Raw genomic sequence first — 24043 nt, 5'->3', positions numbered from 1 at the left:
AAGGTTTTAAGCAGAAGAATGTTAAAGCCTACAAAAATAGAGATTAATGGGAGGTTTGCTGGATCAGAAGTTTGAACATGGCGGAGTTGTTGTAACTAAAGTTGAAGACCTTATAAATTGGGCAAGGCTTTCTTCCTTATGGCCAATGGGATTCGGTTTGGCGTGTTGTGCCATAGAAATGATGGCAACTTTTGCTTCAGGCTATGACTTGGATCGAATTGGGGTATTCCCACGTCCTTCTCCTCGTCAATCAGATGTCATGATTGTATCAGGGACCGTTACTTTCAAAATGGCAGATCGTGTACGAAGGCTATATGAGCAAATGTCAGAACCAAGATATGTAATATCGATGGGAAGCTGTTCTAATTGTGGTGGACCATATTGGGAACATGGTTATCATGTAGTCAAAGGTGTTGACAGAATTATTCCTGTTGACGTTTATGTACCAGGTTGTCCACCAAGGCCTGAAGCCTTGATTGAAGGTATCATGAAACTTCAGGACAAGATTAGAAAAGAAACTTTAAGAGGTCCAAAAGCAATCGAAAAACTCTTAGAAGAAGAAGCATTAAAGGAAAAAGAAGCATAATGGATTTTGAAGCTTTACATAATTTAATACTCTCAGAGTTTGGAGAGCAAACCATAGTAACAGCTGATAAGGAAGCGCTACAACCTTCAATTACTATCGAAGCCGAGCGACTGGTAGCAGTTACTGTCTTTTTGCGTGATAATGAGCAAACCTATTTTGATATGCTTTCTTGCGTTTCAGGCATTGATAATGGTCCTGAAGAAGGAACAATGGAAGTTGTGTATCACTTATACTCTATTCCATATGGTGCTAAGCTGACATTGAAGGTGGTGATTAAGCGTAATCAAGATGCTGACGTATTACCACAAGTACCATCACTTTCGAGTGTTTGGAAAAGTGCAGACTGGATGGAAAGAGAGACTTTTGACCTATTAGGAATTAACTTTGAAAACCATCCTGATTTACGAAGGATTCTTTTACCTGCAGATTGGGAAGGATATCCTTTGAGAAAAGATTATCAGGCTCAAGAGTATTATCACGGAATCAAAGTAGCATATGAATAGCCTATTATTCACTTATAATAGTCTATTATCTCTGTGGATAATACAGGTTAACTTTTTACGTTACAAACTTGCATAAATAAGTACTTATATGAAAAAATCCTCATAAGTTGAATTATTTATATTAAAACTCAGTTATTATGGGGATTCTACCTTTATTAAATTATCAAAACTATTACTACATATATTAAAAATGCATACAATGTCATTGGAATCAGAAAAAATAGAAAAAGCGGCTTTTATATTGAAGACAATTGCACACCCAATGCGATTAAGAATAATTGAGTTGCTGGATCAGAATGACAAACTATCAGTAGGTGAAATTTGCGATGCACTCGGATGTGAACAATCACTAACCTCCCATCATTTGTCAAACATGAAGCTAAAAGGGATTTTGGCCTCTCAAAGAGAAGGGAAGAATATTTACTACTCGCTTAAGGAAAAGGACGTAACCAATATTCTTGTATGTTTAGAGAACTGTAACTGTAATATGGGTTAACCTATATTACAGTTAAAAAGTAGATTTAAAATAGAGGTAAAACGCACCACTTAAGTCATGTTTATTTAGGGAATATTCAAGTCTAAAAGTGGTGTTATAAAATGTGACTACGTCAACACCTGTTCCCCAACCTAATAGAAGATTATTTGTGAGTCTCTCGTTGGTTTCTGTAACAACCTGTGAAGAGATATATCCAGCATCTGCATAAGATTTCAGGTATACTTCTATTGGGATACTACTAAAGTATTTCAGAGGGATTATTTTTTTAAGGTTTAATTTTTTACTGAGCGCTTTAAATCGCAAAGTATTTTTGAATATACCCAGGTGTTGTCCCTCAACAACGTAATTATCGTATCCACGTAAAATTTTGGTTGTATAGCCTAAGGCTCTCATTTCCTGATAAGGTTGAAGTGCAGGGAATGATGTTTTGAATGTTGCTCCAAGTTCATGGAAGAAGCGTTTGGAGATAGGAGTGTATTTAAAGTAATCACCCTCAATGACTATTGAGTTGAGATCATCAAATACACCTAGTCCATTTTTTTCAAAGCTTCCACGTACGAAATAGCCATTTAGAGGATACACACGTATATCTCGCATGTCTTTGGCATAGCTATAACTAAGTTTGAAAAACTTTTGGCTTTTGCGGCCACCAAGGAAGTAGTTAGGGTTTAGCTCAGCAACGGTATCAGCAATGGCTCCGGAAGAGTACCCTAATGAAACCCTGTGGTAGTCATAAAAACCTATGCGCTTACCTACCGATACATATCCTGCCCATTGTTTTTGAAGAACATTTTCCTCATTTGATACCTCAACAAATTTATTGAATTTAGTTGCGTACGCGACAGTGTGAGTCTCGCTGTAACTGGCACCAAAGCTCAAACTAGTTTTCTGTTGTTTATCAAGAAATGGGATATTATAGTTAATTCTGAATACATTCGAAAAGCCAAACCTCATAAGTAGGTCCAATGACTCTTTTCTTCCTCTGAAGTTTCTTCGCTTGAACATAATGCCATACTGAAGACGGCTGAAATCGCCTCCACGGTTATTCCACCATTCATTGAAATTCCGGTCGGCAAGCTCAAGTATAGGAATTGGCCATGTGTACCACCTTTCCTTGACAGCGATATGAACATTCAAGGAGTCTTTCCCTTCCTCTTCAATACTGAGGTTCACTTCCTCAAATAAATCTGTATTGATTAGCTTGTTACGTTCACTTTTGAAAAACTCATCAATGTCTTGTTTAGGTAATAATACACCAGGCTGCATTTCCAATTCCCTGTAGATAATCTTATCCTTTGTAACTTGATTTCCACTTAGGTTGATGTCTTTGATATAGACAGCTCCAGTTGAGTCAGCTAAATATCGTTGTAAGGAAATCAAAGTTGAGTCTGTAGTGCTCATAGTGGTTTGAGCACACAAAAAACTACCTGTTAATAACAACGGGCTTATTATGATGAGTGGAAGTAAATGTTTTCTGCTATAATGAAGTAATATTTGTCGAATATAATGCAAGTCTCAGCTTGGTTAATATTAGCCCATCTATTATAGAATCTTGTTAAGAAGTAAGGGCAAATAAGTTTAGTGTTATACTTGGTAGTCGCCTGCAGGTTAATGACTTATGGACTGTGCTGATCATAATGGCTATACTTTAAAAGCGATCAGTAGTTTAAAGAGCTCCTGTTGTTAGGTCAACCCCTAAATTATCATAATTTTTATCAATCTTTAAAAGGAAAGTGAGGAACTCTGCATTTCTCTTAAGATTTTTTAATTCAATTATTTCTGAAATAGCTAATTTTTTGGTCAATACGATCATCAACCATACAATTAACTAGTATACAGTCTTAAGCTTAGTTAAATTAGATATAAGAATTAATTATGAAAAAATAGAATTTTGGTAGCTTAGACGATCAGTTATGAATGTAGCGATATAAGGCTATGTGGTTAATAATATAGGTGTGTATTTTTACAGGGACTTTGACCAAGCGAGTACTTGGACTAAAAAATATAACGGCATTATATGACTTTTTTTCTGAGTAACAGAAATATTCAGGTATTAGCTCTGATTGGAGCCTGTTGTGGATGGATTTTACTCTTATTACTGAGTATTAGGGAGCAGTATGCCATATTTACTACCCCTAGCCCGGAAGCCTTACCCCTCTATGTAAAAGGACTAGCTCTGAACCTTTTTATTGGAGGCATATATGCATTTGGGTCTGTTGAGGTTCGAAGGCAGGAACTGGACTTTCAGAAAATGCTCTGGAAGCTTTTTGTGACAGCTTTTGTTTGTGCATTAGTCTCCATCTTGGTTAGTATTATCCTTGAGTATTTCCATGATGACCGTTTTGCACTCCACCCCTATTGGTACTCGACATTTTTCCATTTTGAGTTTGGAGCTCTAATCGTGGTACTTGTCATGGCATTTGTGACTTGGAAGCGTATGATTCTTTATGAAAAAGGGATTTTTGTGCAGCGAGCATGGACCTTATTTGAAGTGTTTCTAGGTCTGGCATTGATGAGTCACTTTTTTAGGATAGGTATTATTGATATATACTTCAATGTCCCTTATGCGCTTTTGGTTATTTGGATGTTGGTGTTAAGTGTCAATGTTAAATGGATTCCATTATTAAACTTCAACCAAAAGATTGCAGGGATTCTTCAAGTTGTATTTATCCTTCTGTGTTTGGCATACTTTGCCAACAGCTTACAATTCTATTTTGAGAAAGACTTCTTTTTAGCTGACGACCTTCTGAAAAACGTTTTTGCGACTGGACTATACACATTCATAGTGATATATGGCGTGATTACGGTTCTTTTCATGCTTTTCAACCTCCCGACATCATCTGTATATGATAAGCGAATAGAGGAAATTGCGGTATTCAGGCAGTTGAGTAGTACCGTAACAGAAAGAAAAAGTGAAAAGGAAATATATAAAGTGCTTTTTGATGCAGCTGTAAGTACAGTAAAAGCAGATGCGGCTTGGCTTGAAATGCATGATGGAAGCATTCTGATGATTGAAGGTATTTTACCAAAAGAGGCAGAGCTGTTAAGAAGAGAAACAGAACAGGCAGGTTTTGATGGGATGCAGCCTAAGAATATCTCATACAATCCATATTTCGGAAAAGGAAGAAGAAAGCAATACCATTCGGTTATGGTGATTCCGGTGCTTTCTGAGGACCGTTTCTTCGGAACTATTTATTTGCTTTGCCATATACATAATGCATTTGATAAGATGATGCTTCAAAGCATTACATCTTATGCTAACCAAGCAAGTATAGCCCTGTACAATTTGGAATTGATGTCGCAGATTGTTGAAGGTGAAGTATGGAAAAAGAATATTGAGATAGCCAAAACTGTACAAGAGAGGTTGATACCTAAAAGATGGGAAAGTGGTGATGAAATGGAAATGATCGTAATATCTGAGTCAGCCATTGAGGTAGGAGGAGATTATTACGATTACCATAAGTCTGAAGAAGGACTCTTTTCCATGATCATTGCAGATGTGGCAGGAAAAGGGATTAAGGCGGCTTTTAATATGGCCCAAATGAAAGGAATATTCCAGACGTTGGTGAGAATGCACTTGTCTCCAAGCGAGTTGATTTTTAGGGCAAATAATGCTTTGTCAGGGTGCTTGGAACGGTCCGCATTTATTACAGCTACTTATTATAATATAGATACACGACAAAAACTGATAAGCTTTGCAAGGGCTGGGCATTGTCCAACACTGTATTACCAGAAAAAAGAAGATAAGGCATTCTATTTTGAGGATAAAGGGCTAGGCCTAGGAATCCTTAGGGATGAAAGCTATAAGCAGTTTATCATGCCACAAGAATGGAGATATGAAGAAGGTGATGTTATGATTCTTTATACAGATGGTATTGTAGAGGCTCAAAGGGAGGACAGTAGGGAGCAGTTTGGATATGATAGACTAAGAGATTTTTTACAGCAAAACAACAGCTTGCCGGTAAAAGAGATATGTGATAAACTATTTGAAGAGATCTTTGATTTTTTAGGAGAAAGAAGACTACAGGATGATTTTACACTAATTGTAATACGATTCTAAAGGCTTATAGTACTGTCTGAGAAGCAGTTTGAAACTAATTTATAGAAACTTACGTAATATGTCACAAATGGAAGTAAATATAAAGGAAGAAGGAAACTATTACATAGTGAGTGTAAAGGGAGAGTTGGATGCAAGTTCTGCATTGATGTTGGATACCACTTTACAAGAGAGTGTTGACAACGGTAAGCACCATATCATAATGGATTGCAGTGAGTTGGATTACATTTCTTCACCAGGTATAGGTGTATTTACTTCCAGACTGGATGAGTTTAAACAGAACAATATCACACTAGTCTTTTTTGGAATGAATGAAAATGTACTAACTGTCTTCAAGATCTTGGGCTTAGACCAACTATTATATATAGTGGACTCTTTGAAAGACGCTAAAAAATTAACTGATGGTGTACAAAAAGACAGTAAACTGTAATACATCTAATTTGGGTATGTTACGGCACTTTGTCTCTGGAGTACTATATGAAAGACAAGTGCCGGCGAACCTTGTCAATATGATTGTCTTGGCGGTGGATGAGGTTTGTGCTAATCGTATGATTCATTCAAATCAGGAGAATCATGAGGAAGCTATTGAGGTTTCCATCAGGCCAGGACGAAATGAGAATGAAGTATTGATCGAGATTAAAGATCAAGGTGATTGTTTTGATATTGCTTCCTACTGTGTTCCGAATATGACAGAAGTTGTAAAGCAACGTAAGACAGGCGGCATGGGCTTAATTCTCGTTAAAAAGATAATTGACCATATTCAGGTTTATAAAGACGGAAATACAAATATCTGTCAACTTTATAAAAAACTTTGAAGGGCTTCAGCAAAATCATGAGAATATATCTCAGTTTGCAGAAGCCTTTGTGCTTCCCTCCTTTTGATAACTCCCCTCACTAAGTTACTTTTGTGCCGATTCAGTTTCTTTCGACATAATTTTCCAATATCATGAATGAAGTACTGCTCAAGGGGATTAAAGTTGTTAGTCCTAACACACCGTTTCATAACAAACAGGTGAATATTTTGATCAAGAATGGGGTCATTGAGCAAATTACTGAGCATGAGGCAGCGGAAGCTGCACATACTATAAATGCTGAAGGACTATCCGTATCTGCTGGTTGGTTTGACTTGAGAGCATCTTTGACGGAACCGGGCTTTGAGTTCAAGGATGACGTCAATTCGCTAAGTAGGTCGGCTGCTTTTGGTGGATTTACAGACCTTGCTGTTTTGCCAAATACTTACCCTGCATTAGAAACCAAAGAGTCTGTTGAGTTTGTAAAAGCAAGAAGCTTTTTCCAACCCGTTAATATGCATGTAATTGCAGCGATGACTAAAAGCTGTAAAGGGGAGGAAATGACAGAAATGACAGACTTGTATCATGCAGGTGCTGTAGCTTTTTCTGATGGTACACACTCATCTTGGAATTTAGGTGTATTGAAACGTGCACTGATGTATGTGCAGGCTTTTGATGGACTTATCATTGATTTGCCAGAAGAGCCTACTATGACAGAAGGTGGGCACATGCATGAAGGAATAACAAGTACCCTAATGGGAACAAGAGGAATTCCTTCAATTGCAGAAGAAATTGCCATTGAAAGGTCAGTTTCAATTCTTCGTTACACAGGTGGCCAAATGCACTTCTCAAATATATCAACAGCAAAAGCTGTGGATATTATCCGAAAAGCTAAAGAAGAAGGTTTGTCTGTTACATGTGATGTAAATGCACACCATTTATATTTTAAAGACACTGATCTGTCTGATTTCGATACAAACCTTAAGGTGAAGCCTCCGTTTAGAGGTGAGTCAGATGTACAAGCTCTTTGGAATGGCATTCAAGATGGGACAATCGATGCAATTACCTCAAGTCACTTGCCACAAGACCAAGAAAGCAAAGACCTGGAGTTTGACTTGTCAGACTTTGGTATGTTAGGGCTTGAAACTGCATTTGCAGCGTTGGTATCCAAAAAGCCAGACAGTGTATCAATTGATGTAATTATTGAAAAACTGACTGAGGGTCCAAGAAAGGTCTTGAAGCTTCAACAACCTGTTATTGAAGAAGGAGCAAAAGCTTGCCTGACAATCTTTGATGAGCATGCGGATTGGACTTTCACAGAAAAAGACATCAAGTCCAAATCAAAAAACACTCCTTTTATTGGTGTAAGCCTAAAAGGAAAAGCATTGGGTATTTTCAATAAGGATCAGGCAGTATTGCAGGATGAACTTAAAAACCGATAAGCAACTGGTTTATCGAAAAATAAAACTATGAATAAACAGCTTTTTACCACTGGTATTGTGGCCGGGATTCTTGCTGCCATAGCCTGTTTTTTATATATACTGGTACTTCACGGATTAGACCTAAATCCTTTTGGTAGGTACAAGTACATGTACTTGGGACTTTATGGTGTATTCTTCGCAGGAGGAATGTGGTATTACCGTGACAGGCAAAATAATTATAAACTGAGGGCACAAGGTGGTATTGTACTGGGTTTTACATTAAATATTGTTGCTTCTGTTGTTTATATGGCATTACTCTATGGTTTAATGCAATATGTTGATTCCAACCATGGGATCATCAGCATTTATAAGCAGGAGGCAATTACTGTAATCAATGATGTAAAGCAGATGATGCAAGAATCCTTAACACCTGAGAAGTTTAAGGAGCAATTTGAAGCATTTGAACAACAGTATAAAGCAGTACAGAATATAACGCCTAGTGAATTGGCACTGGACCAAAGTATGGGAATGTTTATGGCAGGGACATTTCTAACTTTTCTTTTTATGCTGATCATGAAGAAATCTTAATCAAAAAGGGCAACTTGAAACACTCAAGTTGCCCTTTTTGATTTTTCAACTCTCAATAATTTTAGAGTACACCTAAAGATCTCAGATTACTGATAACCTCTGGATGTACCTCCTTATTGGCAATTTTTTTCACTAATGCATCAATCTCAGGCTTTTCATTCAAAAGAGACAGTCCTTGATAAGCCCCTATTCTAGTGTGATAATTAATACTGTTTTCTGCATATTTGATTAATATCTCAGCGGCTCTCATTTGAACATCTTCCGGTTGCTGCATGGCATAAGTACCTAAGTAGTTAAATAGGTAAGCTTTCTCATGGTCACTAATCTTATTAAGCTTATTTCCAAACCACTCTACTTTCTCAGGGATTTTATGGTAAGCATAGTAGTCAGCTAGTACGATAATGATATTGAGGTTGTCAACATCCTCATATTTAGAGTAAAGCTCAGTTGGATTATTTCCACCCAATTCAATGTATTTGTACAAAGCTGTGGCTAGTACAGAATAAGAAGAGTCGCTCAAGGCTTCCTGAACCCTAAGTAAACTATTAGGCTCAATAGATGTATAGGTGTTTAAGGCTGCTACTCTGACCATTGACTTCGGGTCCTTAATTATCATATCCTTGATAGTAGGTCTTACTTTACTCATTAAAGAGCCTGTATACTTTTCAAAACTCTCAGCAGCTAATTCTCTAATAGCCCAACTATTGTCCTTTAGACTTCTATAGAAGATCTCTCCTACTTCCTCGTTTGTACTGATCAGATCAGTGAGGTTATTTAATGCATGAAGCCTGTGGATAATATTTTCAGCATATTTAGCTTGAAAAGCAAGTTCTTCGGTTGTCTTTTCGTGGTGTACAATTCCAGGGATTATACGTTCAGCGTCAAAAAGGACTAATTCAGGTGATTGAGAAACTGGAAATGAAAAGGACTCTTCAGCTTTTGTCAGTGTAATAGTTTCTCTGCGTTTATTTCCCCCTTCCCAAATATCTACAGTCAATGGTATTCTGTATACAGGAGTGTACTCTTGGTTTTGAGTTTGAGCTATCTGTAGGGTTACTTTACCATGATCGTAAGATTGAGAGACCGTGATTGTTGGGTGACCAGATGACATAAACCACTGATTGAAGAACCAGTTTAGGTCTTGACCAGTTACAGCTTCGAAAGAAAGACGGAGGTCATGAATTTCAGCGTCATCAAATTCCTTTTTCTCAAGATAATCGTGAATAGCAGCGAAAAAAGCATCATCCCCTACTGTCTTGCGAAGCATATGCATGATCACCCCTCCTTTTGCATAAGAGTGGCTGTCAAACATATCTTCCCTGTCTTTATAATGGTATCTGATAAGCGGCACTTGTTTGCTTGTGGCCTCATATAAGTACTGCATCAATTCCTGTTCCTTGTGCATTTCAGCTTCATCAGGACCATACTTATGTTCTATCCATAGATATTCGCCGTAATTAGCAAATGATTCATTAAGTGGAAGGTTTGCCCATGATTCACAAGTAACCAAATCGCCGAACCAGTGGTGAATCAGCTCATGAGCAATGATGAAATCCCAGCTTTGATCTAAAAGTGTTCTGTCATCTACTTGAAGACTTTCCATAAAAATAGAAGCTGAGGTATTTTCCATGGCACCTGAAACAAAGTCTCTTACAACAATCTGGTAGTATTTGTCCCAAGCAAAATCATAGTTAAACACTTTAGAGTAGAATGTCATCATCTCAGGTGTATTACCGAAGATATCTTTGGCATATTGCTCAAACTCAGACTCAACAACATAACCGACCTTTTTTCCATTCCAAGTATCTTCAACAATAGCAAATTCTCCTACAGCCATTGCAAATAGGTAAGGAGCGTGTGGTAGTTCTTGCTTCCAGTAATCTGTGCGGGAGCCATCTTTATTTTGCTGTTGACTGATAAGCTTTCCATTTGAAATAGTCTTGAAACGGTCTTCAACAGTGATATAAATTTCCTGCTTGGTTTTGACATTCGGCGCATCAAAAGTTGGGAACCAGCAAGAGCTGGCTTCTGTCTCACCTTGTGTCCAAATCTGTTGAGGTTTTCCTGTTTCCTTACCTAACGGGTTGATAAAGTATAAACCCTTATCAGAAGTGATGGCATCGCTGCCCATACTTTGAAGTTCATTAGGCTTGGCTATATAATCTATAATGATATCAATGGTCTCATTACGATTGTAAGTCTTGTCAAGAGAAATGGTCAACAGTAAACCATCATAATTATATTTCAAAGACTGGTTCCCATTAGAACTTTTCAGTTCAACAGCATTGATATCAAATCCTTTGGCATCCAAGATTATTTTTTCCTGTGGATAAAAATATGGCGCCATAGTTAAGGTAGCTTTTCCTATGACATATTGGTTTTCCCAGTCAAAGCGAATATCAAGTTTAGTGTTTTTTAGATCAAAAAACTTTGTCTGTTCTGGATGATACACCCCTTTTTCCTGAGCCCAAGCGGGTCTAGAAGCTGGTTGTTTCATTAATTCTTCTACAATAGAAGTCGAGTCATCTGTCTCTTCAATAACAATATTAGGTTCTGGAGGTGTGCCTGGTTGAGAAGTTTTACAGCCAAGAAACCCAATTATAATTATCAAGCTAGCGGATAACTGTCGGAATGGAATATTCATGAAAAGAAGGTTATTAAGTTGATCATAGTTCACAGTCTGTCTGAATAGAGACATATTATGAATAGTTACTGACACCTATAAATACAAGTAATGCACCATATTATTTGGTTTTGTAGGATTCTGATACGTGTCAACCTTATGTAATGTTAATAAAACTTTGGAATTAGTAGAGATAGAAAACCTAAATAAAACTTGATAGGGGTTTTAAATCTTCATTTCTTCTACTTAAAGAATGCCTAACGGTCATGATTATCCTAAATAGAAAGTGGATAAGCTGTCATTTTGACATGTAAACAACAAAAGGATTACTAATTGATAAAATGGTATCTAAGAGAATTATCTCAGCATCTAAAGATTTTATTTTCACATAAGAATATAAGCCAATGACAAAATTCAGATCTACAACCGTCTTAGCTGTTGTAAAAGATGGCAAGGTTGCAATAGGTGCCGACGGACAGGCAACATTTGGCAATACAGTAGCCAAAAGTAATGTTCGTAAAGTAAGAAAACTTCAGGATGGAAAAGTAGCTGTTGGTTTTGCGGGTTCTACAGCAGATGCCTTTACGCTTATGGAGCGTTTTGAAGAAAAGCTGAACGGTTATGGAGGCAATATGAAAAGAGCTGCAATCGAATTGGCGAAGGATTGGCGTACGGATAGGTTTCTCCGTAGGTTAGAAGCAATGATGATTGTAGCAAATAAAGAAGAAGTACTGATTATTTCGGGAACTGGAGATGTAATTGAGCCTGATAACCAGATTGCGGCGATCGGTTCTGGTAGTATGTATGCACAGGCGGCTGCATTTGCATTACAAAAACACGCGACTCATCTTTCAGCAGAAGAAATGGTTAGAGAGGGTTTGAATATAGCTGGTGATATCTGTATTTACACCAACCACAACCTTGTGATTGAAGTTTTAGAATAGTAAAGTGAAAGACATACACGAAGGAACTCCTTTGGAGCAGATACACGACCCCGTAATCGAAAGTTACGGGGTTGAGCTTTTTATTAAGCGAGATGACCTGATACATCCTGCAATTTCAGGTAACAAATGGAGAAAACTCAAATACAATATAGAGGAAGCCAAAAGGCAGAAGAAGAGAAAGCTACTTACTTTTGGCGGAGCTTACTCAAACCATATTTATGCAGTAGCGTATGCCGGGAAGCGTTTTGGTTTTGAGACGGTAGGGATCATCAGAGGAGAAGAGCATTTACCTCTAAATGCTACACTTACTTATGCAAAGAGTGTAGGAATGGAATTGCTTTATATGGATCGGGCTACGTTTCGAAAACATGACAATGAAGAAATTATAGAAGAGCTAAAACAACAGCTAGGTGATTTTTACTTGGTTCCGATGGGAGGAACAAACCGCTTTGCCATACCTGGCTGTATGGAAATCGTGAAAGAAGTAAATGCTGTCACAGAGGAGTACGATTATATTTGCAGTGCCTGTGGTACAGGAGGGACTTTAGCGGGAATCATTGTAGGTATGAACAACAACAAGAAAGTGATTGGTTTTCCAGCATTAAAAGGAGCAGACTTTCTTTCTGATGATATCAATACTTTACTGCACGAATCAGAAGTAGATAAGGCATTCAATAATTGGGAACTAAACCTTGATTATCATTTTGGCGGATACGCAAAGAAAAAGCCGGAATTAATGTCATTTATAAAAGGCTTTCAAGAGCGAACGGGTGTTGAGCTTGAGTTTATTTATACAGGCAAGATGATGTTTGGTATTTATGATTTGATTCAAAATGGCTTTTTTAAGAGAGGTGAAAAAGTGATAGCCGTACATACAGGAGGATTGCAAGTCAACCATTGATTGAACTTGTTTGAATATAAAAAAGCCTTGTTTCGAAATCACTTCAAAACAAGGCTAATTTTTTCAAACCCTTTGTGGTTATAGAGCTAACAACTGATCCTCTAATTTTTTCAGGATACGTTGTTTTGTCTTCAGTTTATTCACAAAGTTGTTTCTCTCTTGATACAAAGCGAAATCCTCAGGATTTTTACCTCCACTTGCAGCAAGAGATGATCCGTATTTCATGTTGAACTCATCCAGTTCCTGCTCATCCTGATTAATGGAATCTCTCAACAAGTCCAATTTGATTTTCAGTTGCTCAAAATCAGACTTACTGTACAGGTCTGGGTGAAGGTTTTTCGCCGTTCTTTCTAAGAAGTGGCTTTCGAAGATTTCATTACAGATAATACGGAATCTCAGGTTCAGTTCTTTATCCTCTTGTGAAGGTTGTTTACCTAGAGATTTCCATGAGTTCTGTAGCTGCTTAATATTTGCAATATTATATGGAGCTCCGTTGCTCAGGTAAATTTCAGCAGTTTCAAGTAACTCTTTCTTGACTTCCACGCCTGATTTTCTTCTAGCAGGAGGTGTAAATCTTGTGTTCTGCTTCAGTGAGTTGAAGAACTTGGTAGTTTCACGTTTGAAGTCACCACTGATCTTCATGAACTTGTTTCTTGGAACTTTACCAACGTCTCTCCACTCTTTTTGGATATCTTTTACTTCTTGCGAGAATTCAGCGCCACCACCGATGCGGTTGATTCGTCTGATCTGGTTCAACAAGCTGGTATACTTGGTCAGGCGGATCTTAAGGATGCGAGCTTGTTCTTTGTAGAAGAATGTTCTTCTTTCATAGAATTCCTCAAGTGCTTTATTGAATCTTTCAGAAAGAGTAGGTTCAATTTCTTTGTGTGCACTACCTGTTTTGATCCAGTTCATCTTAAGCTCTTTGAACTTGAATGAAGCTTTTTTCCAATCAGTGCTTCCTTTCCATTCTTCAGCTTCTTTCAGAAGAGCCTTTTTGATATTGTAGTTCTTCTCCCTGTTTTTCTCAATGTACTCGTTGATTTCATCCTCAAGCACATTGATAACCTCGAAAAGTTGGGTAAAATCTCCAAGGCCATTGTATTGAGCCAAATACGTACGCATATGGATCAACTTCATTAGATAAGAACCCTTGTTTTCTGCTTTTGCTACAGCTTCTTTCACATCCATCACCTTTTTGGTGACCATATCGAAGCGGTTCACAAAGTATTTAAGGGATTCTTCATCGCTTTCACGCACAACACCTATTTCACGATCTTTAAAGTGATAGTAGCCTCTTAGGTAAACTTTGCCGTCTTTGATGTAGCCATATTCGGTGATGTCCTTGTACTCTTTAATTGGGGTAGTTGACATTGTTTATCGCCTGTTTGGTTAATAGTTAATTGTCGAATAAATAAAGTTTGATGTAGATATATATGAATTTTGTAAGATCATAAACCTTACAAAATATACTTTTCAAAGTCAGAATTAATATTCAAAAAACTAGAATACTATTGTACTAGAATACGCAAGCTAAATTGTAAAATGCAAATAGCTAGTGAATTTGATCAATCTTCCCTGTGTTTTAACAATATTTTAGCTAATAACATTAAAAAAATGATGTTAGGTTCGCCTTTATATTGGCTTTTTGCAGCCTCCGTACAGTATAACTAATATTCTATTGACTGTTTACATTAACAAACAAAATTTAGAGGTAATCACCTTGTTTTGCAAACAGCTACCGCAATATTCATAAAAATCTTGGGGAAATTTCAACATAATCCCATTTATATTATCTTGCTTTAAGATATGGCTTAGCCGATAAGGTATAATAATAGGCTAAATCAAAGTATTTAAAGCATTTAGAAGCCATCTTCAATTCCATTTTTACAGGTAAAAAAATAAAAGCTTTGCCTGTCCGTCCAAGGTGTTAAATTTGCACCAAAAGGTCTTACCTTACTTTTGATTCGAACTATTTAATAAACTCATCAGATGAGTAACGAAACAATCATCTTTTCAATGGCTGGTGTAAGTAAAACTTACCCACCGAATAAGCAAGTACTTAAGAACATTTACCTGTCATTCTTTTATGGAGCCAAGATCGGTGTCCTAGGTCTGAATGGCTCAGGTAAGTCTTCCCTGCTGAAAATCATTGCAGGTCTTGATAAGAGCTCCAATGGAGAAGTTGTATTCTCCCCTGGCTACTCTGTAGGTTACCTTGAGCAGGAACCTCAGCTTGATCCGGAAAAGACCGTCAAGGAGGTAGTGCAAGAGGGTGTTCAAGAAGTTGTTGATTTGCTTCAGGAGTTTGAAGATATCAACATGAAATTTGCAGACCCTGCGGTATTGGATGATCCTGATGCCATGAACAAGCTGATAGAACGTCAGGGTGAGGTTCAGGAAAAACTAGATCATGTAAATGCGTGGGAACTTGACAGCAAGCTTGATAGGGCGATGGATGCATTGAGATGCCCTCCTGAAGATGCTAAAGTTGAAAACCTATCAGGTGGTGAAAAGCGTCGCGTAGCTCTTTGTCGTTTGTTATTGCAGCAACCAGATGTTCTCTTACTTGACGAACCTACCAACCACTTGGATGCAGAGTCTGTATTTTGGTTGGAGCAGCACTTACAACAATATCAAGGAACTGTTATAGCCGTTACCCACGACCGTTATTTCCTTGATAATGTTGCAGGTTGGATTCTTGAACTTGACAGAGGTGAAGGTATTCCTTGGAAAGGAAACTACTCTTCATGGTTGGAGCAAAAGCAAAAACGCTTGGCTGACGAAGAGAAGCAGGAGTCTAAACGCCAGAAGACACTCGAAAGAGAGCTTGACTGGATTAGAATGACTCCTAAGGGTAGACATGCCAAGCAGAAAGCTCGTCTGAATGCCTATGAGCAAATGCTTTCTGAAGAAGGCAGGGAGAAAGAAGCTAAACTGGAACTATACATCCCACCAGGGCCAAGATTGGGTAGCAAGGTGATTGAAGCCAATGGAGTAATGAAAGCCTTCGGAGACAAAATCCTTTACGAAGACCTGAACTTTACTTTGCCACAAAATGGTATTGTTGGGATTGTTGGTCCAAACGGTGCGGGTAAGACAACCTTATTTAAAATGATCACTGGTAAAGACACGCCAGATAAAGGTACATTTGAAGTAGGGGAAACCGTAGAGATTGCTTATGTGGATCAGGAGCATGATTACCTTGACCCTAACAAGACAGTTTGGGAGACAATTTCTGAAGGGAACGAGCTTATGCAATTGGGTGATCGCGAGATTAACTCAAGAGCTTATGTAAGTAAGTTTAACTTCCCAGGAGCTGACCAACAGAAGAAAGTTGGAGAGCTTTCAGGAGGTATGAGAAACCGAGTACACTTGGCGTTGGCGCTAAAATCACATGCAAACCTATTGTTGCTTGATGAGCCTACCAACGACCTTGATGTTAACACACTTCGTGCTTTGGAAGAAGGTTTAGAGAACTTTGCAGGTTGTGCGGTAGTAATTTCTCACGACCGTTGGTTCCTTGACCGTATTTGTACACACCTTCTGGTATTTGAAGGAGATTCAAGTGTAAGGTACTTTGAGGGGAACTTCTCAGAGTATGAAGAAAAACGCAGACAAGAAGTGGGAGATATTACTCCTAAGCGTTTGAAATACAAGAAACTGATGAAGTAATATCAAGCAGTATCTCAATATAGAAAACCCGTCTAATGACGGGTTTTTTTATGTTATCAGTAAGTCTTTTCAGGCGAGTAATGGAAAAATATTCTGCTGCTTATTTTCTTTATTTATCCCTTATTACTTACATAATAGATGGAAATCAACAAATTGTAAAAGTCAAAGATTGTTACATAATTTTTTTTGACTATAAAACCCATTATTTTTGCCAGTATAACTTACTGTTTTTCTTACGTTCAAAAGGTTTTTAGCGCTTTTGATAGAAAGTGTACCGGTACTTTTATCAAGAAGATATATATGCAAGATGTAATACGTCTCCTTCCTGAGTCATTAGCAAACCAGATAGCAGCTGGCGAAGTAGTACAGCGCCCTGCTTCAGTAGTGAAGGAGTTGCTCGAAAATTCTGTGGATGCTGGTAGCGCCAACATCACCCTGATTGTCAAGGATGCAGGTAAAACCTTGATTCAGGTGATTGATGATGGAAAGGGCATGTCTGAAACAGATGCTCGGATGAGTTTTGAGCGTCATGCGACTTCCAAGATTACTTCTACTGATGATTTGTTTGCTATACATACCTTTGGTTTCAGAGGAGAAGCATTGGCCTCAATTGCTGCGGTCTCACAAGTGGAGATGAAAACCCGCCGTGAGGATGATGAAATGGGAACCCTGATTGAAGTGGAAGGTGGAGAGCGTAAGGAGCAAGAGCCTGTATCAGTACCTGTTGGCACCTCAATAGCGGTAAAAAACCTCTTCTTTAATATTCCAGCCCGAAGAAAATTCCTCAAATCCAATCCAGTCGAGATGAAACACATCATAGATGAGTTTCAGCGTGTGGCGTTGGTGAATCCTGAAATTAGTATGACACTTTATCAGGATGATAATGAGGTGTATAACCTAAGAGCAGGAAAGATGGCCAAAAGGATTATTTCAATCTTTGGTAGGTCGCATCAAGAACAGCTATTTCCATGTCAGGAAGACTTGGAGGTAATGTCTGTCAACGGTTATATCGGTAAGCCAGAAAGTGCTAAGAAGACAAGAGGAGAACAGTTTTTCTTTGTCAATGGAAGATTTATCAAGCACTCATATTTGCATCACGCTGTAATGACGGCTTATGAAGGGTTGTTGCCAGACAGTACCTATCCTTTCTATATGCTGAACATTCAGGTCGATCCAAAAGATGTCGATGTGAATGTGCACCCAACCAAAACAGAAGTTAAGTTTACAGATGAGCGTACACTTTATGCGATTGTAAGTGCTGCTGTAAAGCAGGCATTGGCAAGTTATGGTGTAGCTCCATCCATTGACTTTGGTGTGGATGTAAACTTTGCTAATGAAAACAGTTCTGAAGAAGGAAGTCAGGAAAACAGCATGTTTGCGTCATCAGGAATCAATGTAGATTTCACTGAAGTCCCTATGACTTTCCCATCAAAAGCATCAGGCGGAGATCATTCATTCTCTTCTGATGATATGCCTTTTGACAATGATGATTCATCAAGGTTTGTAACCAAGGTATCTTCCCGTATCAACAACTGGGATGATAAGACATCATTGCCACAGCCTGCTTTCAAGACGGCTTGGCAACAGTATGATCCGATGGAGATGGAGTCTGATAATTTCCCTGACGGGCAACAGGCAATCATTCCTGAAGAAGAGCAAAGTTCTCCTGCTGCTATTACATTCAGTAGTAGAGCAAATGAGTTGGATGAGCATAAGCAGGACGAAGAGGATACAAAACTTGGAGATAAAATAGAGCCTATTCAGCTTAGAAATAGGTATATACTCTATCAGGTAAAGTCGGGAATTATGCTTCTAAACCAAGAAGCAGCACATGAGCGTATTTTGTACGAGCGTTTTCTACATGAAATTGAAAACCATTCGGGAGTGACACAGAAGCTGCTTTTCCCGAACACGCTTTCATTGAACCCTGCTGATTTTGTGCTTTTATCTGAGTTTACGAATGAGATCGCTTCATTAGGTTTCTCAATTCAGATCAAGAGTCAGAATACAGTAGTGGTTAATGGGGTACCTGCTATTATCAAAGATGCTAACGAACAGGATATACTAGAGGGAATTATTGAGCAGATTAAATACAACACATCTCACCTAAGTATATCACATGCGGAAAATATTGCAAGATCGTTGGCAAAACGTACTTGTATCAAGCAGGGACAAGTAATGGAAACGGCAGAAATGAGATCCATTATTGAGCAACTATTTGCTTGTTCAAACCCTAATTATTCTCCTGATGGACGAAAAACAATTGTATTGTTGAGAATGGATGAGATAGAAAAATTATTTCAGTAGAGTAACTGAGTAATAATCATTTTATATGAAAGAGGCGAAGAAAACATGATTTACTTCGCCTTTTTATATGTTAAGCAATTGTAGTATTTAGATGTTCATCAAGTAGTATATCTAAATCCTTATCAATTAATAGGTGTCCTTTATTGAGTTCATAAAGTCGGGCATTCTGTAAGCCATGTTGGAATTTTTTGACACCATCCAATAGTATCACTTCATCTCTGATTCCAAAATACATTTCTACTGGGATATTGTGTTTGTTCAATAAGGTTTGAACATCCTTTAGGTTAATTGTCGTATGCCTAAAAAAGTGAATACAGCTAAAGAAACGTTTTCTCTGCTTTCGTGTAGCCAAATGGTTATTTGTAAAATCGAATAGAAATTTTGAGACAAAGCCGAATCGGTAGGCAAAGTTGACCAATCCAAAGAGTACGGCAGGGATCATCACCAAGAGTTTTGCAGTTCTTACATACCATGTAGGCATTAAGGAGAAATTGTAGATCTTATGTGTTCGGATACCGTCTGACGCACACAAAAATACTTTATCCAGTTGTGTAGCAAAATGCTCCAAGAGGCAAAGCGTTACCCTCCCTCCCATGCTATATCCCATCAAACTAAAGCGATCTGCTCCTGTTTCTTTTTGAATAACTTCTACAATCTCGATAAAATCTCCAACACCAAAGTTACTTTCTTTCCAAGCGGTATTACCATGATAAGGAAGGCTAATAGCATAAACCGTATATCCTTGAGAAAGAGAAGGTGCAATGCTTTTGAATAATTCAGCATTGTCTCCAAAGCCATGAAAGCAAATCAGTAACTTATTTCCATTACCAAACCTGATAAATTCTACTTCTCCCCCCTGAACGCTAAGAAATGAGGATATATAGGTGATTGGGTTTTTGGTTGTCATGTTTTAAAGTGAATAAGTATTCAATTTTATATCCTCAAAGATATTCATTTTTGGGTTGATACGGCAATAAGTGCCAAACTGTCAGGACATGAAATAAGTTATTGCAATAGCAAAGTATCATATGCTATCTTGCATGCTAACGGAAACGAATATAGAAATAGAGAGATATGCTAACAGACCATTGGGTAATAGCCCAACTCCTTTCACAGCTATGTGCAACAATATTACTGTTTGGAGCATCGATATATGCAGTAATGATTATTAAAAATTGGGATGCATCTTCTGGGAGTGAAAAGCAGCTTCATCTTGAAAGGCGTACATACTTGGTATCATCTATTGTTCAGTTTGTCTTGATATTTCAGCTGGTGACACTGGTTACTTTTTTAGTTACGGCAAATAACCATTTACCCTCAGTTATTAAAGGTGCTATGTGTGCGCAAGGAGCACTTGATGTAAATGAGTATGGCTATCCTGTACTTTATATAAAGACTGTGAGTGTCTTCTTGTATATAGCCTATCTCGCTGTCAATTATTTGGATGATGCCGAGCCTGGATATCCACTTACACCGCTGAAATACTGGTTGGTACTTCCTGCGTTACTACTAGTGTCTACAGATTTGGTGTTTATGCTGATGTACTTTGCATCAATTGAACCTGATGTAATTGCAACCTGTTGTAGTGTGGCATTCTTGAGTTTGAGCAATAGCGAGTCCTTCCAGCTCGTAACTCCTCAAAATGTATCCTTTGCAATAGCAGTATTTGTAAGCTCATTTGTTTTGTTACAGCTCACTATTTGGTTTTTAGGAAGGCAACCTTGGTTATCATTGGTAATGGCCTGTATATTTTCGGCTAGTGGTATTATTTCCCTTAAATACTTTTTTGTCAAGTACATCTACGGTTTACCATCCCACTTATGTTTATTTGATATCTTTTTGTCTCAGTATTATGGTATTGGCTATATAATTTTTGGAGCTTATTTTATTATGGGGGCAAGTGTATTAATAAAATGTATTAACTACTATGCAAAAGGTAAATTACAAGTAGCGCATGCTCAGCTAAACAGACAGTTAAATATAGTAGCATCCATTGCTGGTTTTATAGCGTTTTGTATCCCTTTACTCTACTGGTTATTGTGGAATGGGCAATTATAATAATTGGACTTTCTTTATTTTCCTTAACAGATACAAGGAGATAAAACCAATTTTTAAGTATATTGTATAATGAGACCAAGAAAATAAAGGATTTTCGCGGTATTAATATTTGATAATGCAAATTCACACTTATTGGGTCTAGTTTTTAACATTATTAGCAAGAATGTGTATGACTAGGTTAGGGTAAGCACCTATCTTTGTGGTAGATGCAACTGTAATATTGATTGAATAACTTGACCTTGTAAGAAGATGATAACAAAATATTATATGGACTTCAGCTTTACAGATACCTTGTTTGAAGGAGACAAAAAAGGATACACAGAGTTTCTGGAAATCTCTATTGATGAATTTGAAATTGATTTCCCAAAGCTTAAGACTGCTTTAGAAACAAAGGACCCTGAATTGTTTAGTGCTGTCAAACACAAGTTCAGTACACGTCTGAATACTTTTCAGTTGACTTCATTGGAGGATTTTATGCAAGAAATCACCAATAACTATAAAAATGATGTACATAGTGTAGATGCAGCTATGGCAATCGCTGAACTGGAAAGACATCAGAGAGGTATCGTAGAAGCATTGAAAGAGAAATTGACTTCAGTTTCATAAGCATCAAGAAACTGTAGAGAAAAAGGCTTCAGTACATGTGGTACTGAAGCCTTTTTTATTCCAAAAACAACATTTGTTGCTCTTCCTCCAAGACTTTTTGAATGTCATCAGCAAATCGTTGAAACTTTTTCATTTTAGACAACTCTCCTTTTTCTTTATAAATTTCAACTAGGTTTTGACAGGCACCCAAGGCGACACTATTACTTTTAGTAAATAGTAAAGGGGCTATTTTTAAGATCTTTTGGTAATGGTCCAATGCCTTATCTTGACGTCCTTGTGCAAAATATATATTTGCGATAAGTAGATCACTACCTACTGATTTGATATAGTCAGGGTGAAAGTATGTCGTATAATAATCTTTTAACTTCGCAGCATAAGTAAGCGCTGTATCATATTGCTGATGCTCATAATAGACCATGGATAGGTTATTCAGAGCCATTGCTCTCCACCTGCTTTTATCAGCAGATACATGAGTTAAAGCCTTTTGATAGTAAGTTGAAGCCGAATCAAGGTTTCCATCCAGTTGAAATAAAGCTCCTGCATCAATAAGGCTTGCTGCAAATTGACCATTCTTATTAGCCTCCAGACTCTGTTGAATTAGTGTCATCTTTTTGTTGCAAGCCAAGGCTTGCTGAAAATCACCACTTGCTGCAAATATGCCTGAGAGGTCTCCTAAAACCTTTGCTGATTTTAAGTTGTCAGTACCATACAGATGATTATAGATTCCTAAAAGCTGATAATAAAAATCGATGGCAATCTTAAACTCTTTCTTAGTAGCAAATATATGTGCCGTTTGTGCATATAGCTTGGAAAGTTGTTCGATACGTTCAAGTTGCGTTTCAGATTCATGAATTCCATTTAGCAACCTTTGGAACCATTTTGCTGATGTGTCATACTTTGCCCCATCGAAAAAAGCTCTAGCAACCTGTTGTTGAAATAGGTTTGTCTCATTTTTAAGAACGGGGTACTGGAAATAAACTCTTAGGGCTTTTTCTCCATAAACAGATGCACTGTCATATGCGTGTTGTGATAATAATACAGAGGTCAGTTTACTATATGATTTACCAATTTCAAGGCTTTGATCTCCAAAAATCTCTTTGTTGATTCGGATGGCTGACTTGAGATAATTAACAGCAAGTTTATTGGAGCCGGTTTCGTTCAAGCAAGAGGCTATATGAGTATAGATGTCAGCAACATCTGCACGCACTTCAGAGTCTATTTCAGAAATATGTTGAGCAGCCTTTTTGTAATAATTGACGGCTTGTCCATAATTTTTTGCATCTCGATAAGTATTAGCAAAAAGCAGTTCAATGTTAATCATCTCCCGATAATAAGCTTTTCCATCACTTTTTGAGAAAGCCTCCAAAGCTTTTGTATAGTAATCCATAGCAATATCTGGAAGTTCATGATGCTGATAAACCTTTGCAATAAGTGCATTAAAATGTCCAATCAATGAGAAATCAGGAGATGGTTGTGCTTCAAGTAAGGTAAGACCTTTCAGGTAGTAATCAACTCCCTTGGTGGAGTATCCAGCATCAATTAGCATCCTAGCCACACCTTGATACACTTTTGAATTTTGAGGGTTGCCCTGACCATAAATTTCTTCATAATGTACCAATGCTGTATCAAAATGAGTTAGGGCAGAATCATAATAGTTGTTTTGGAGAAGGGAGTCAGCTGCTGATAAGTGCCTGTTGGCAATCCTACCCAATACTATATAGGTAGAGTCAACCCCATCTAAGAAGTGCTCTTGCGCATGGGTTAAGGAAATTGAAAAAAAGAAAAGTGTCAGTAACCAATACTTTCTCATTGCCTTTATAAAAAGTAACAACACAACTAAAAAACAACCTTAAGTACAAAAGGTTCTCAGTGGCAAAATAAGTAATAAATCTTTGGCAACTATTTAAATATACTTACTGACAGTAGTTCGCAGCTTTTCTTCGGACAGAGGTTTGTCAATGACGTCCGTTACGATATTGATTTCTTTGGCCTTTTTAATATGCTCATCAGAAATCCCTGAAGAGAGCATGAAAATTTTTAAAGGCTTTGAAATGGAGAGTTTTTGGTATTGAGTAAGAAATTCCCACCCACTTGTTGGAGGCATGTTTATATCCAAAAAGATCACCTGAGGGAAATCATTTGAGTTGTCCAATGATTGAAGTTGCTTCAAGGCTTCATTTGCATCTGTATAGCAGGTGACATTTTCTGAAAACCCTGACTTTTCAATCATTTTTTTGCAGATCATATTGTTGGTAGGGTCGTCATCTACTATAAAAACGGAGTGTACGTTTTTCATTGTCATATATACTAAAATCAAGTGGTATAAAGTAAGTGTGTTGTAATGTCTAAGTGCATTATGAAGTGAATGTAATAATTTTATCAATAAAAAAAGGTGGGCAATACCCACCTCTTTTTCAACCAATTCAATTATTTAAACTTCCATCGTATAAAATAAGAAGCATCTTTAGAAGACTTTATTATATCAAA

At 37.6% G+C, this 24043-nt stretch carries 21 protein-coding genes; 14 read left to right on the top strand and 7 right to left on the bottom strand.

The annotated features are described in order from the left end of the window. Positions 1-46 precede the first annotated feature (46 nt). The 3 genes from nuoB to V6R21_RS28710 all read left to right on the top strand — a co-directional run bounded on the left by nuoB (position 47) and on the right by V6R21_RS28710 (position 1585). Positions 47-586, top strand: coding sequence for an NADH-quinone oxidoreductase subunit NuoB (gene nuoB / locus V6R21_RS28720; RefSeq protein WP_334246940.1), 540 nt, complete (start codon positions 47-49; stop codon positions 584-586). Continuing rightward, entirely contained in the window at positions 586-1089 is a 504-nt protein-coding gene (locus V6R21_RS28715; RefSeq protein WP_334246939.1) for an NADH-quinone oxidoreductase subunit C, read from the top strand. The genes nuoB and V6R21_RS28715 overlap by 1 nt, the downstream gene beginning before the upstream one ends. Positions 1090-1288: 199 nt before the next feature. Then, positions 1289-1585 carry an ArsR/SmtB family transcription factor gene (locus tag V6R21_RS28710; RefSeq protein ID WP_334246938.1) on the top strand — a complete coding sequence of 99 codons (297 nt, stop codon included), beginning with the start codon at positions 1289-1291 and terminating at the stop codon, positions 1583-1585. A gap of 12 nt (positions 1586-1597) precedes the next feature. Here the strand turns inward: V6R21_RS28710 and V6R21_RS28705 are convergent, their stop codons facing one another. Together V6R21_RS28705 and V6R21_RS28700 are read right to left on the bottom strand one after the other, a co-directional pair. Further along, positions 1598-2986: a POTRA domain-containing protein gene (locus V6R21_RS28705; protein ID WP_334246937.1), complete on the bottom strand. Its 1389-nt coding sequence runs from the start codon at positions 2984-2986 to the stop codon at positions 1598-1600. Positions 2987-3251: 265 nt separating this feature from the next. Continuing rightward, positions 3252-3398 carry a hypothetical protein gene (locus V6R21_RS28700; protein WP_334246936.1) on the bottom strand — a complete coding sequence of 49 codons (147 nt, stop codon included), beginning with the start codon at positions 3396-3398 and terminating at the stop codon, positions 3252-3254. A 204-nt stretch (positions 3399-3602) separates the two neighbouring features. Here V6R21_RS28700 and V6R21_RS28695 point away from each other — a divergent pair, with 204 nt between their 5' ends. The 5 genes from V6R21_RS28695 to V6R21_RS28675 all read left to right on the top strand — a co-directional run bounded on the left by V6R21_RS28695 (position 3603) and on the right by V6R21_RS28675 (position 8442). Beyond that, complete coding sequence (locus V6R21_RS28695; RefSeq protein ID WP_334246935.1) at positions 3603-5645, top strand: GAF domain-containing SpoIIE family protein phosphatase; 2043 nt, start codon at positions 3603-3605, stop codon at positions 5643-5645. A gap of 67 nt (positions 5646-5712) precedes the next feature. Continuing rightward, complete coding sequence (locus V6R21_RS28690; RefSeq protein ID WP_334246934.1) at positions 5713-6072, top strand: STAS domain-containing protein; 360 nt, start codon at positions 5713-5715, stop codon at positions 6070-6072. Then, complete coding sequence (locus V6R21_RS28685) at positions 6044-6457, top strand: ATP-binding protein (protein WP_334246933.1); 414 nt, start codon at positions 6044-6046, stop codon at positions 6455-6457. The genes V6R21_RS28690 and V6R21_RS28685 overlap by 29 nt, the downstream gene beginning before the upstream one ends. A gap of 131 nt (positions 6458-6588) precedes the next feature. Beyond that, complete coding sequence (locus V6R21_RS28680) at positions 6589-7875, top strand: dihydroorotase (protein WP_334246932.1); 1287 nt, start codon at positions 6589-6591, stop codon at positions 7873-7875. A 27-nt stretch (positions 7876-7902) separates the two neighbouring features. After that, positions 7903-8442: a DUF4199 domain-containing protein gene (locus V6R21_RS28675; protein WP_334246931.1), complete on the top strand. Its 540-nt coding sequence runs from the start codon at positions 7903-7905 to the stop codon at positions 8440-8442. A gap of 61 nt (positions 8443-8503) precedes the next feature. Here the strand turns inward: V6R21_RS28675 and V6R21_RS28670 are convergent, their stop codons facing one another. Next, positions 8504-11086 (bottom strand): M1 family metallopeptidase, encoded by a 2583-nt coding sequence (locus tag V6R21_RS28670; protein ID WP_334246930.1) that lies wholly within the window; start codon positions 11084-11086, stop codon positions 8504-8506. Positions 11087-11469: 383 nt separating this feature from the next. Between V6R21_RS28670 and hslV the strand changes: the two genes are divergently transcribed. Beyond that, positions 11470-12009: an ATP-dependent protease subunit HslV gene (gene hslV, locus V6R21_RS28665; RefSeq protein ID WP_334246929.1), complete on the top strand. Its 540-nt coding sequence runs from the start codon at positions 11470-11472 to the stop codon at positions 12007-12009. Positions 12010-12013: 4 nt separating this feature from the next. Next, positions 12014-12910, top strand: a complete 897-nt coding sequence (locus V6R21_RS28660; RefSeq protein WP_334246928.1) for a 1-aminocyclopropane-1-carboxylate deaminase/D-cysteine desulfhydrase — start codon at positions 12014-12016, stop codon at positions 12908-12910. 78 nt (positions 12911-12988) lie between these two features. Here the strand turns inward: V6R21_RS28660 and V6R21_RS28655 are convergent, their stop codons facing one another. Continuing rightward, positions 12989-14284 (bottom strand): DUF349 domain-containing protein, encoded by a 1296-nt coding sequence (locus tag V6R21_RS28655; RefSeq protein ID WP_334246927.1) that lies wholly within the window; start codon positions 14282-14284, stop codon positions 12989-12991. Positions 14285-14902: 618 nt separating this feature from the next. Between V6R21_RS28655 and ettA the strand changes: the two genes are divergently transcribed. Together ettA and mutL are read left to right on the top strand one after the other, a co-directional pair. Further along, on the top strand, positions 14903-16585 hold the full coding sequence (ettA, locus tag V6R21_RS28650; protein WP_334246926.1) for an energy-dependent translational throttle protein EttA: 1683 nt from the start codon (positions 14903-14905) through the stop codon (positions 16583-16585). A gap of 300 nt (positions 16586-16885) precedes the next feature. Further along, positions 16886-18892, top strand: a complete 2007-nt coding sequence (gene mutL / locus V6R21_RS28645) for a DNA mismatch repair endonuclease MutL (protein ID WP_334246925.1) — start codon at positions 16886-16888, stop codon at positions 18890-18892. 70 nt (positions 18893-18962) lie between these two features. Here the strand turns inward: mutL and V6R21_RS28640 are convergent, their stop codons facing one another. After that, entirely contained in the window at positions 18963-19799 is an 837-nt protein-coding gene (locus tag V6R21_RS28640; protein WP_334246924.1) for an alpha/beta fold hydrolase, read from the bottom strand. A 167-nt stretch (positions 19800-19966) separates the two neighbouring features. Between V6R21_RS28640 and V6R21_RS28635 the strand changes: the two genes are divergently transcribed. Together V6R21_RS28635 and V6R21_RS28630 are read left to right on the top strand one after the other, a co-directional pair. Then, the gene (locus tag V6R21_RS28635) at positions 19967-20950 is read left to right on the top strand and encodes a hypothetical protein (RefSeq protein WP_334246923.1); all 984 of its coding nucleotides are present in this window, start codon (positions 19967-19969) and stop codon (positions 20948-20950) included. Between the two features lie 249 nt (positions 20951-21199). Next, on the top strand, positions 21200-21556 hold the full coding sequence (locus tag V6R21_RS28630) for a hypothetical protein (protein ID WP_334246922.1): 357 nt from the start codon (positions 21200-21202) through the stop codon (positions 21554-21556). 55 nt (positions 21557-21611) lie between these two features. Here V6R21_RS28630 and V6R21_RS28625 read toward each other — a convergent pair whose 3' ends face one another. Together V6R21_RS28625 and V6R21_RS28620 are read right to left on the bottom strand one after the other, a co-directional pair. Continuing rightward, positions 21612-23366, bottom strand: a complete 1755-nt coding sequence (locus V6R21_RS28625) for a tetratricopeptide repeat protein (RefSeq protein ID WP_334246921.1) — start codon at positions 23364-23366, stop codon at positions 21612-21614. 93 nt (positions 23367-23459) lie between these two features. Next, the gene (locus V6R21_RS28620) at positions 23460-23852 is read right to left on the bottom strand and encodes a response regulator (RefSeq protein ID WP_334246920.1); all 393 of its coding nucleotides are present in this window, start codon (positions 23850-23852) and stop codon (positions 23460-23462) included. Between the last annotated feature and the right edge of the window lie 191 nt (positions 23853-24043).

It is taken from the genome of Limibacter armeniacum, assembly GCF_036880985.1.
Lineage (GTDB): Bacteria > Bacteroidota > Bacteroidia > Cytophagales > Flammeovirgaceae > Limibacter > Limibacter armeniacum.
The sequence above is the reverse complement of the archived record's forward strand: the minus strand, read 5'-3'. Positions and strand labels throughout refer to the sequence as shown.

What these genes read in the sequence shown, in the direction of transcription:
- nuoB (WP_334246940.1), top strand. Translation starts at nt 47, where the DNA reads ATGGGAGGTTTGCTGGATCAGAAGTTTGAACATGGCGGAGTTGTTGTA.
- V6R21_RS28715 (WP_334246939.1), top strand. Translation starts at nt 586, where the DNA reads ATGGATTTTGAAGCTTTACATAATTTAATACTCTCAGAGTTTGGAGAG.
- V6R21_RS28710 (WP_334246938.1), top strand. Translation starts at nt 1,289, where the DNA reads ATGTCATTGGAATCAGAAAAAATAGAAAAAGCGGCTTTTATATTGAAG.
- V6R21_RS28705 (WP_334246937.1), bottom strand. Translation starts at nt 2,986, where the DNA reads ATGAGCACTACAGACTCAACTTTGATTTCCTTACAACGATATTTAGCT.
- V6R21_RS28700 (WP_334246936.1), bottom strand. Translation starts at nt 3,398, where the DNA reads ATGATCGTATTGACCAAAAAATTAGCTATTTCAGAAATAATTGAATTA.
- V6R21_RS28695 (WP_334246935.1), top strand. Translation starts at nt 3,603, where the DNA reads ATGACTTTTTTTCTGAGTAACAGAAATATTCAGGTATTAGCTCTGATT.
- V6R21_RS28690 (WP_334246934.1), top strand. Translation starts at nt 5,713, where the DNA reads ATGGAAGTAAATATAAAGGAAGAAGGAAACTATTACATAGTGAGTGTA.
- V6R21_RS28685 (WP_334246933.1), top strand. Translation starts at nt 6,044, where the DNA reads ATGGTGTACAAAAAGACAGTAAACTGTAATACATCTAATTTGGGTATG.
- V6R21_RS28680 (WP_334246932.1), top strand. Translation starts at nt 6,589, where the DNA reads ATGAATGAAGTACTGCTCAAGGGGATTAAAGTTGTTAGTCCTAACACA.
- V6R21_RS28675 (WP_334246931.1), top strand. Translation starts at nt 7,903, where the DNA reads ATGAATAAACAGCTTTTTACCACTGGTATTGTGGCCGGGATTCTTGCT.
- V6R21_RS28670 (WP_334246930.1), bottom strand. Translation starts at nt 11,086, where the DNA reads ATGAATATTCCATTCCGACAGTTATCCGCTAGCTTGATAATTATAATT.
- hslV (WP_334246929.1), top strand. Translation starts at nt 11,470, where the DNA reads ATGACAAAATTCAGATCTACAACCGTCTTAGCTGTTGTAAAAGATGGC.
- V6R21_RS28655 (WP_334246927.1), bottom strand. Translation starts at nt 14,284, where the DNA reads ATGTCAACTACCCCAATTAAAGAGTACAAGGACATCACCGAATATGGC.
- ettA (WP_334246926.1), top strand. Translation starts at nt 14,903, where the DNA reads ATGAGTAACGAAACAATCATCTTTTCAATGGCTGGTGTAAGTAAAACT.
- mutL (WP_334246925.1), top strand. Translation starts at nt 16,886, where the DNA reads ATGCAAGATGTAATACGTCTCCTTCCTGAGTCATTAGCAAACCAGATA.
- V6R21_RS28640 (WP_334246924.1), bottom strand. Translation starts at nt 19,799, where the DNA reads ATGACAACCAAAAACCCAATCACCTATATATCCTCATTTCTTAGCGTT.
- V6R21_RS28635 (WP_334246923.1), top strand. Translation starts at nt 19,967, where the DNA reads ATGCTAACAGACCATTGGGTAATAGCCCAACTCCTTTCACAGCTATGT.
- V6R21_RS28630 (WP_334246922.1), top strand. Translation starts at nt 21,200, where the DNA reads ATGATAACAAAATATTATATGGACTTCAGCTTTACAGATACCTTGTTT.
- V6R21_RS28625 (WP_334246921.1), bottom strand. Translation starts at nt 23,366, where the DNA reads ATGAGAAAGTATTGGTTACTGACACTTTTCTTTTTTTCAATTTCCTTA.
- V6R21_RS28620 (WP_334246920.1), bottom strand. Translation starts at nt 23,852, where the DNA reads ATGAAAAACGTACACTCCGTTTTTATAGTAGATGACGACCCTACCAAC.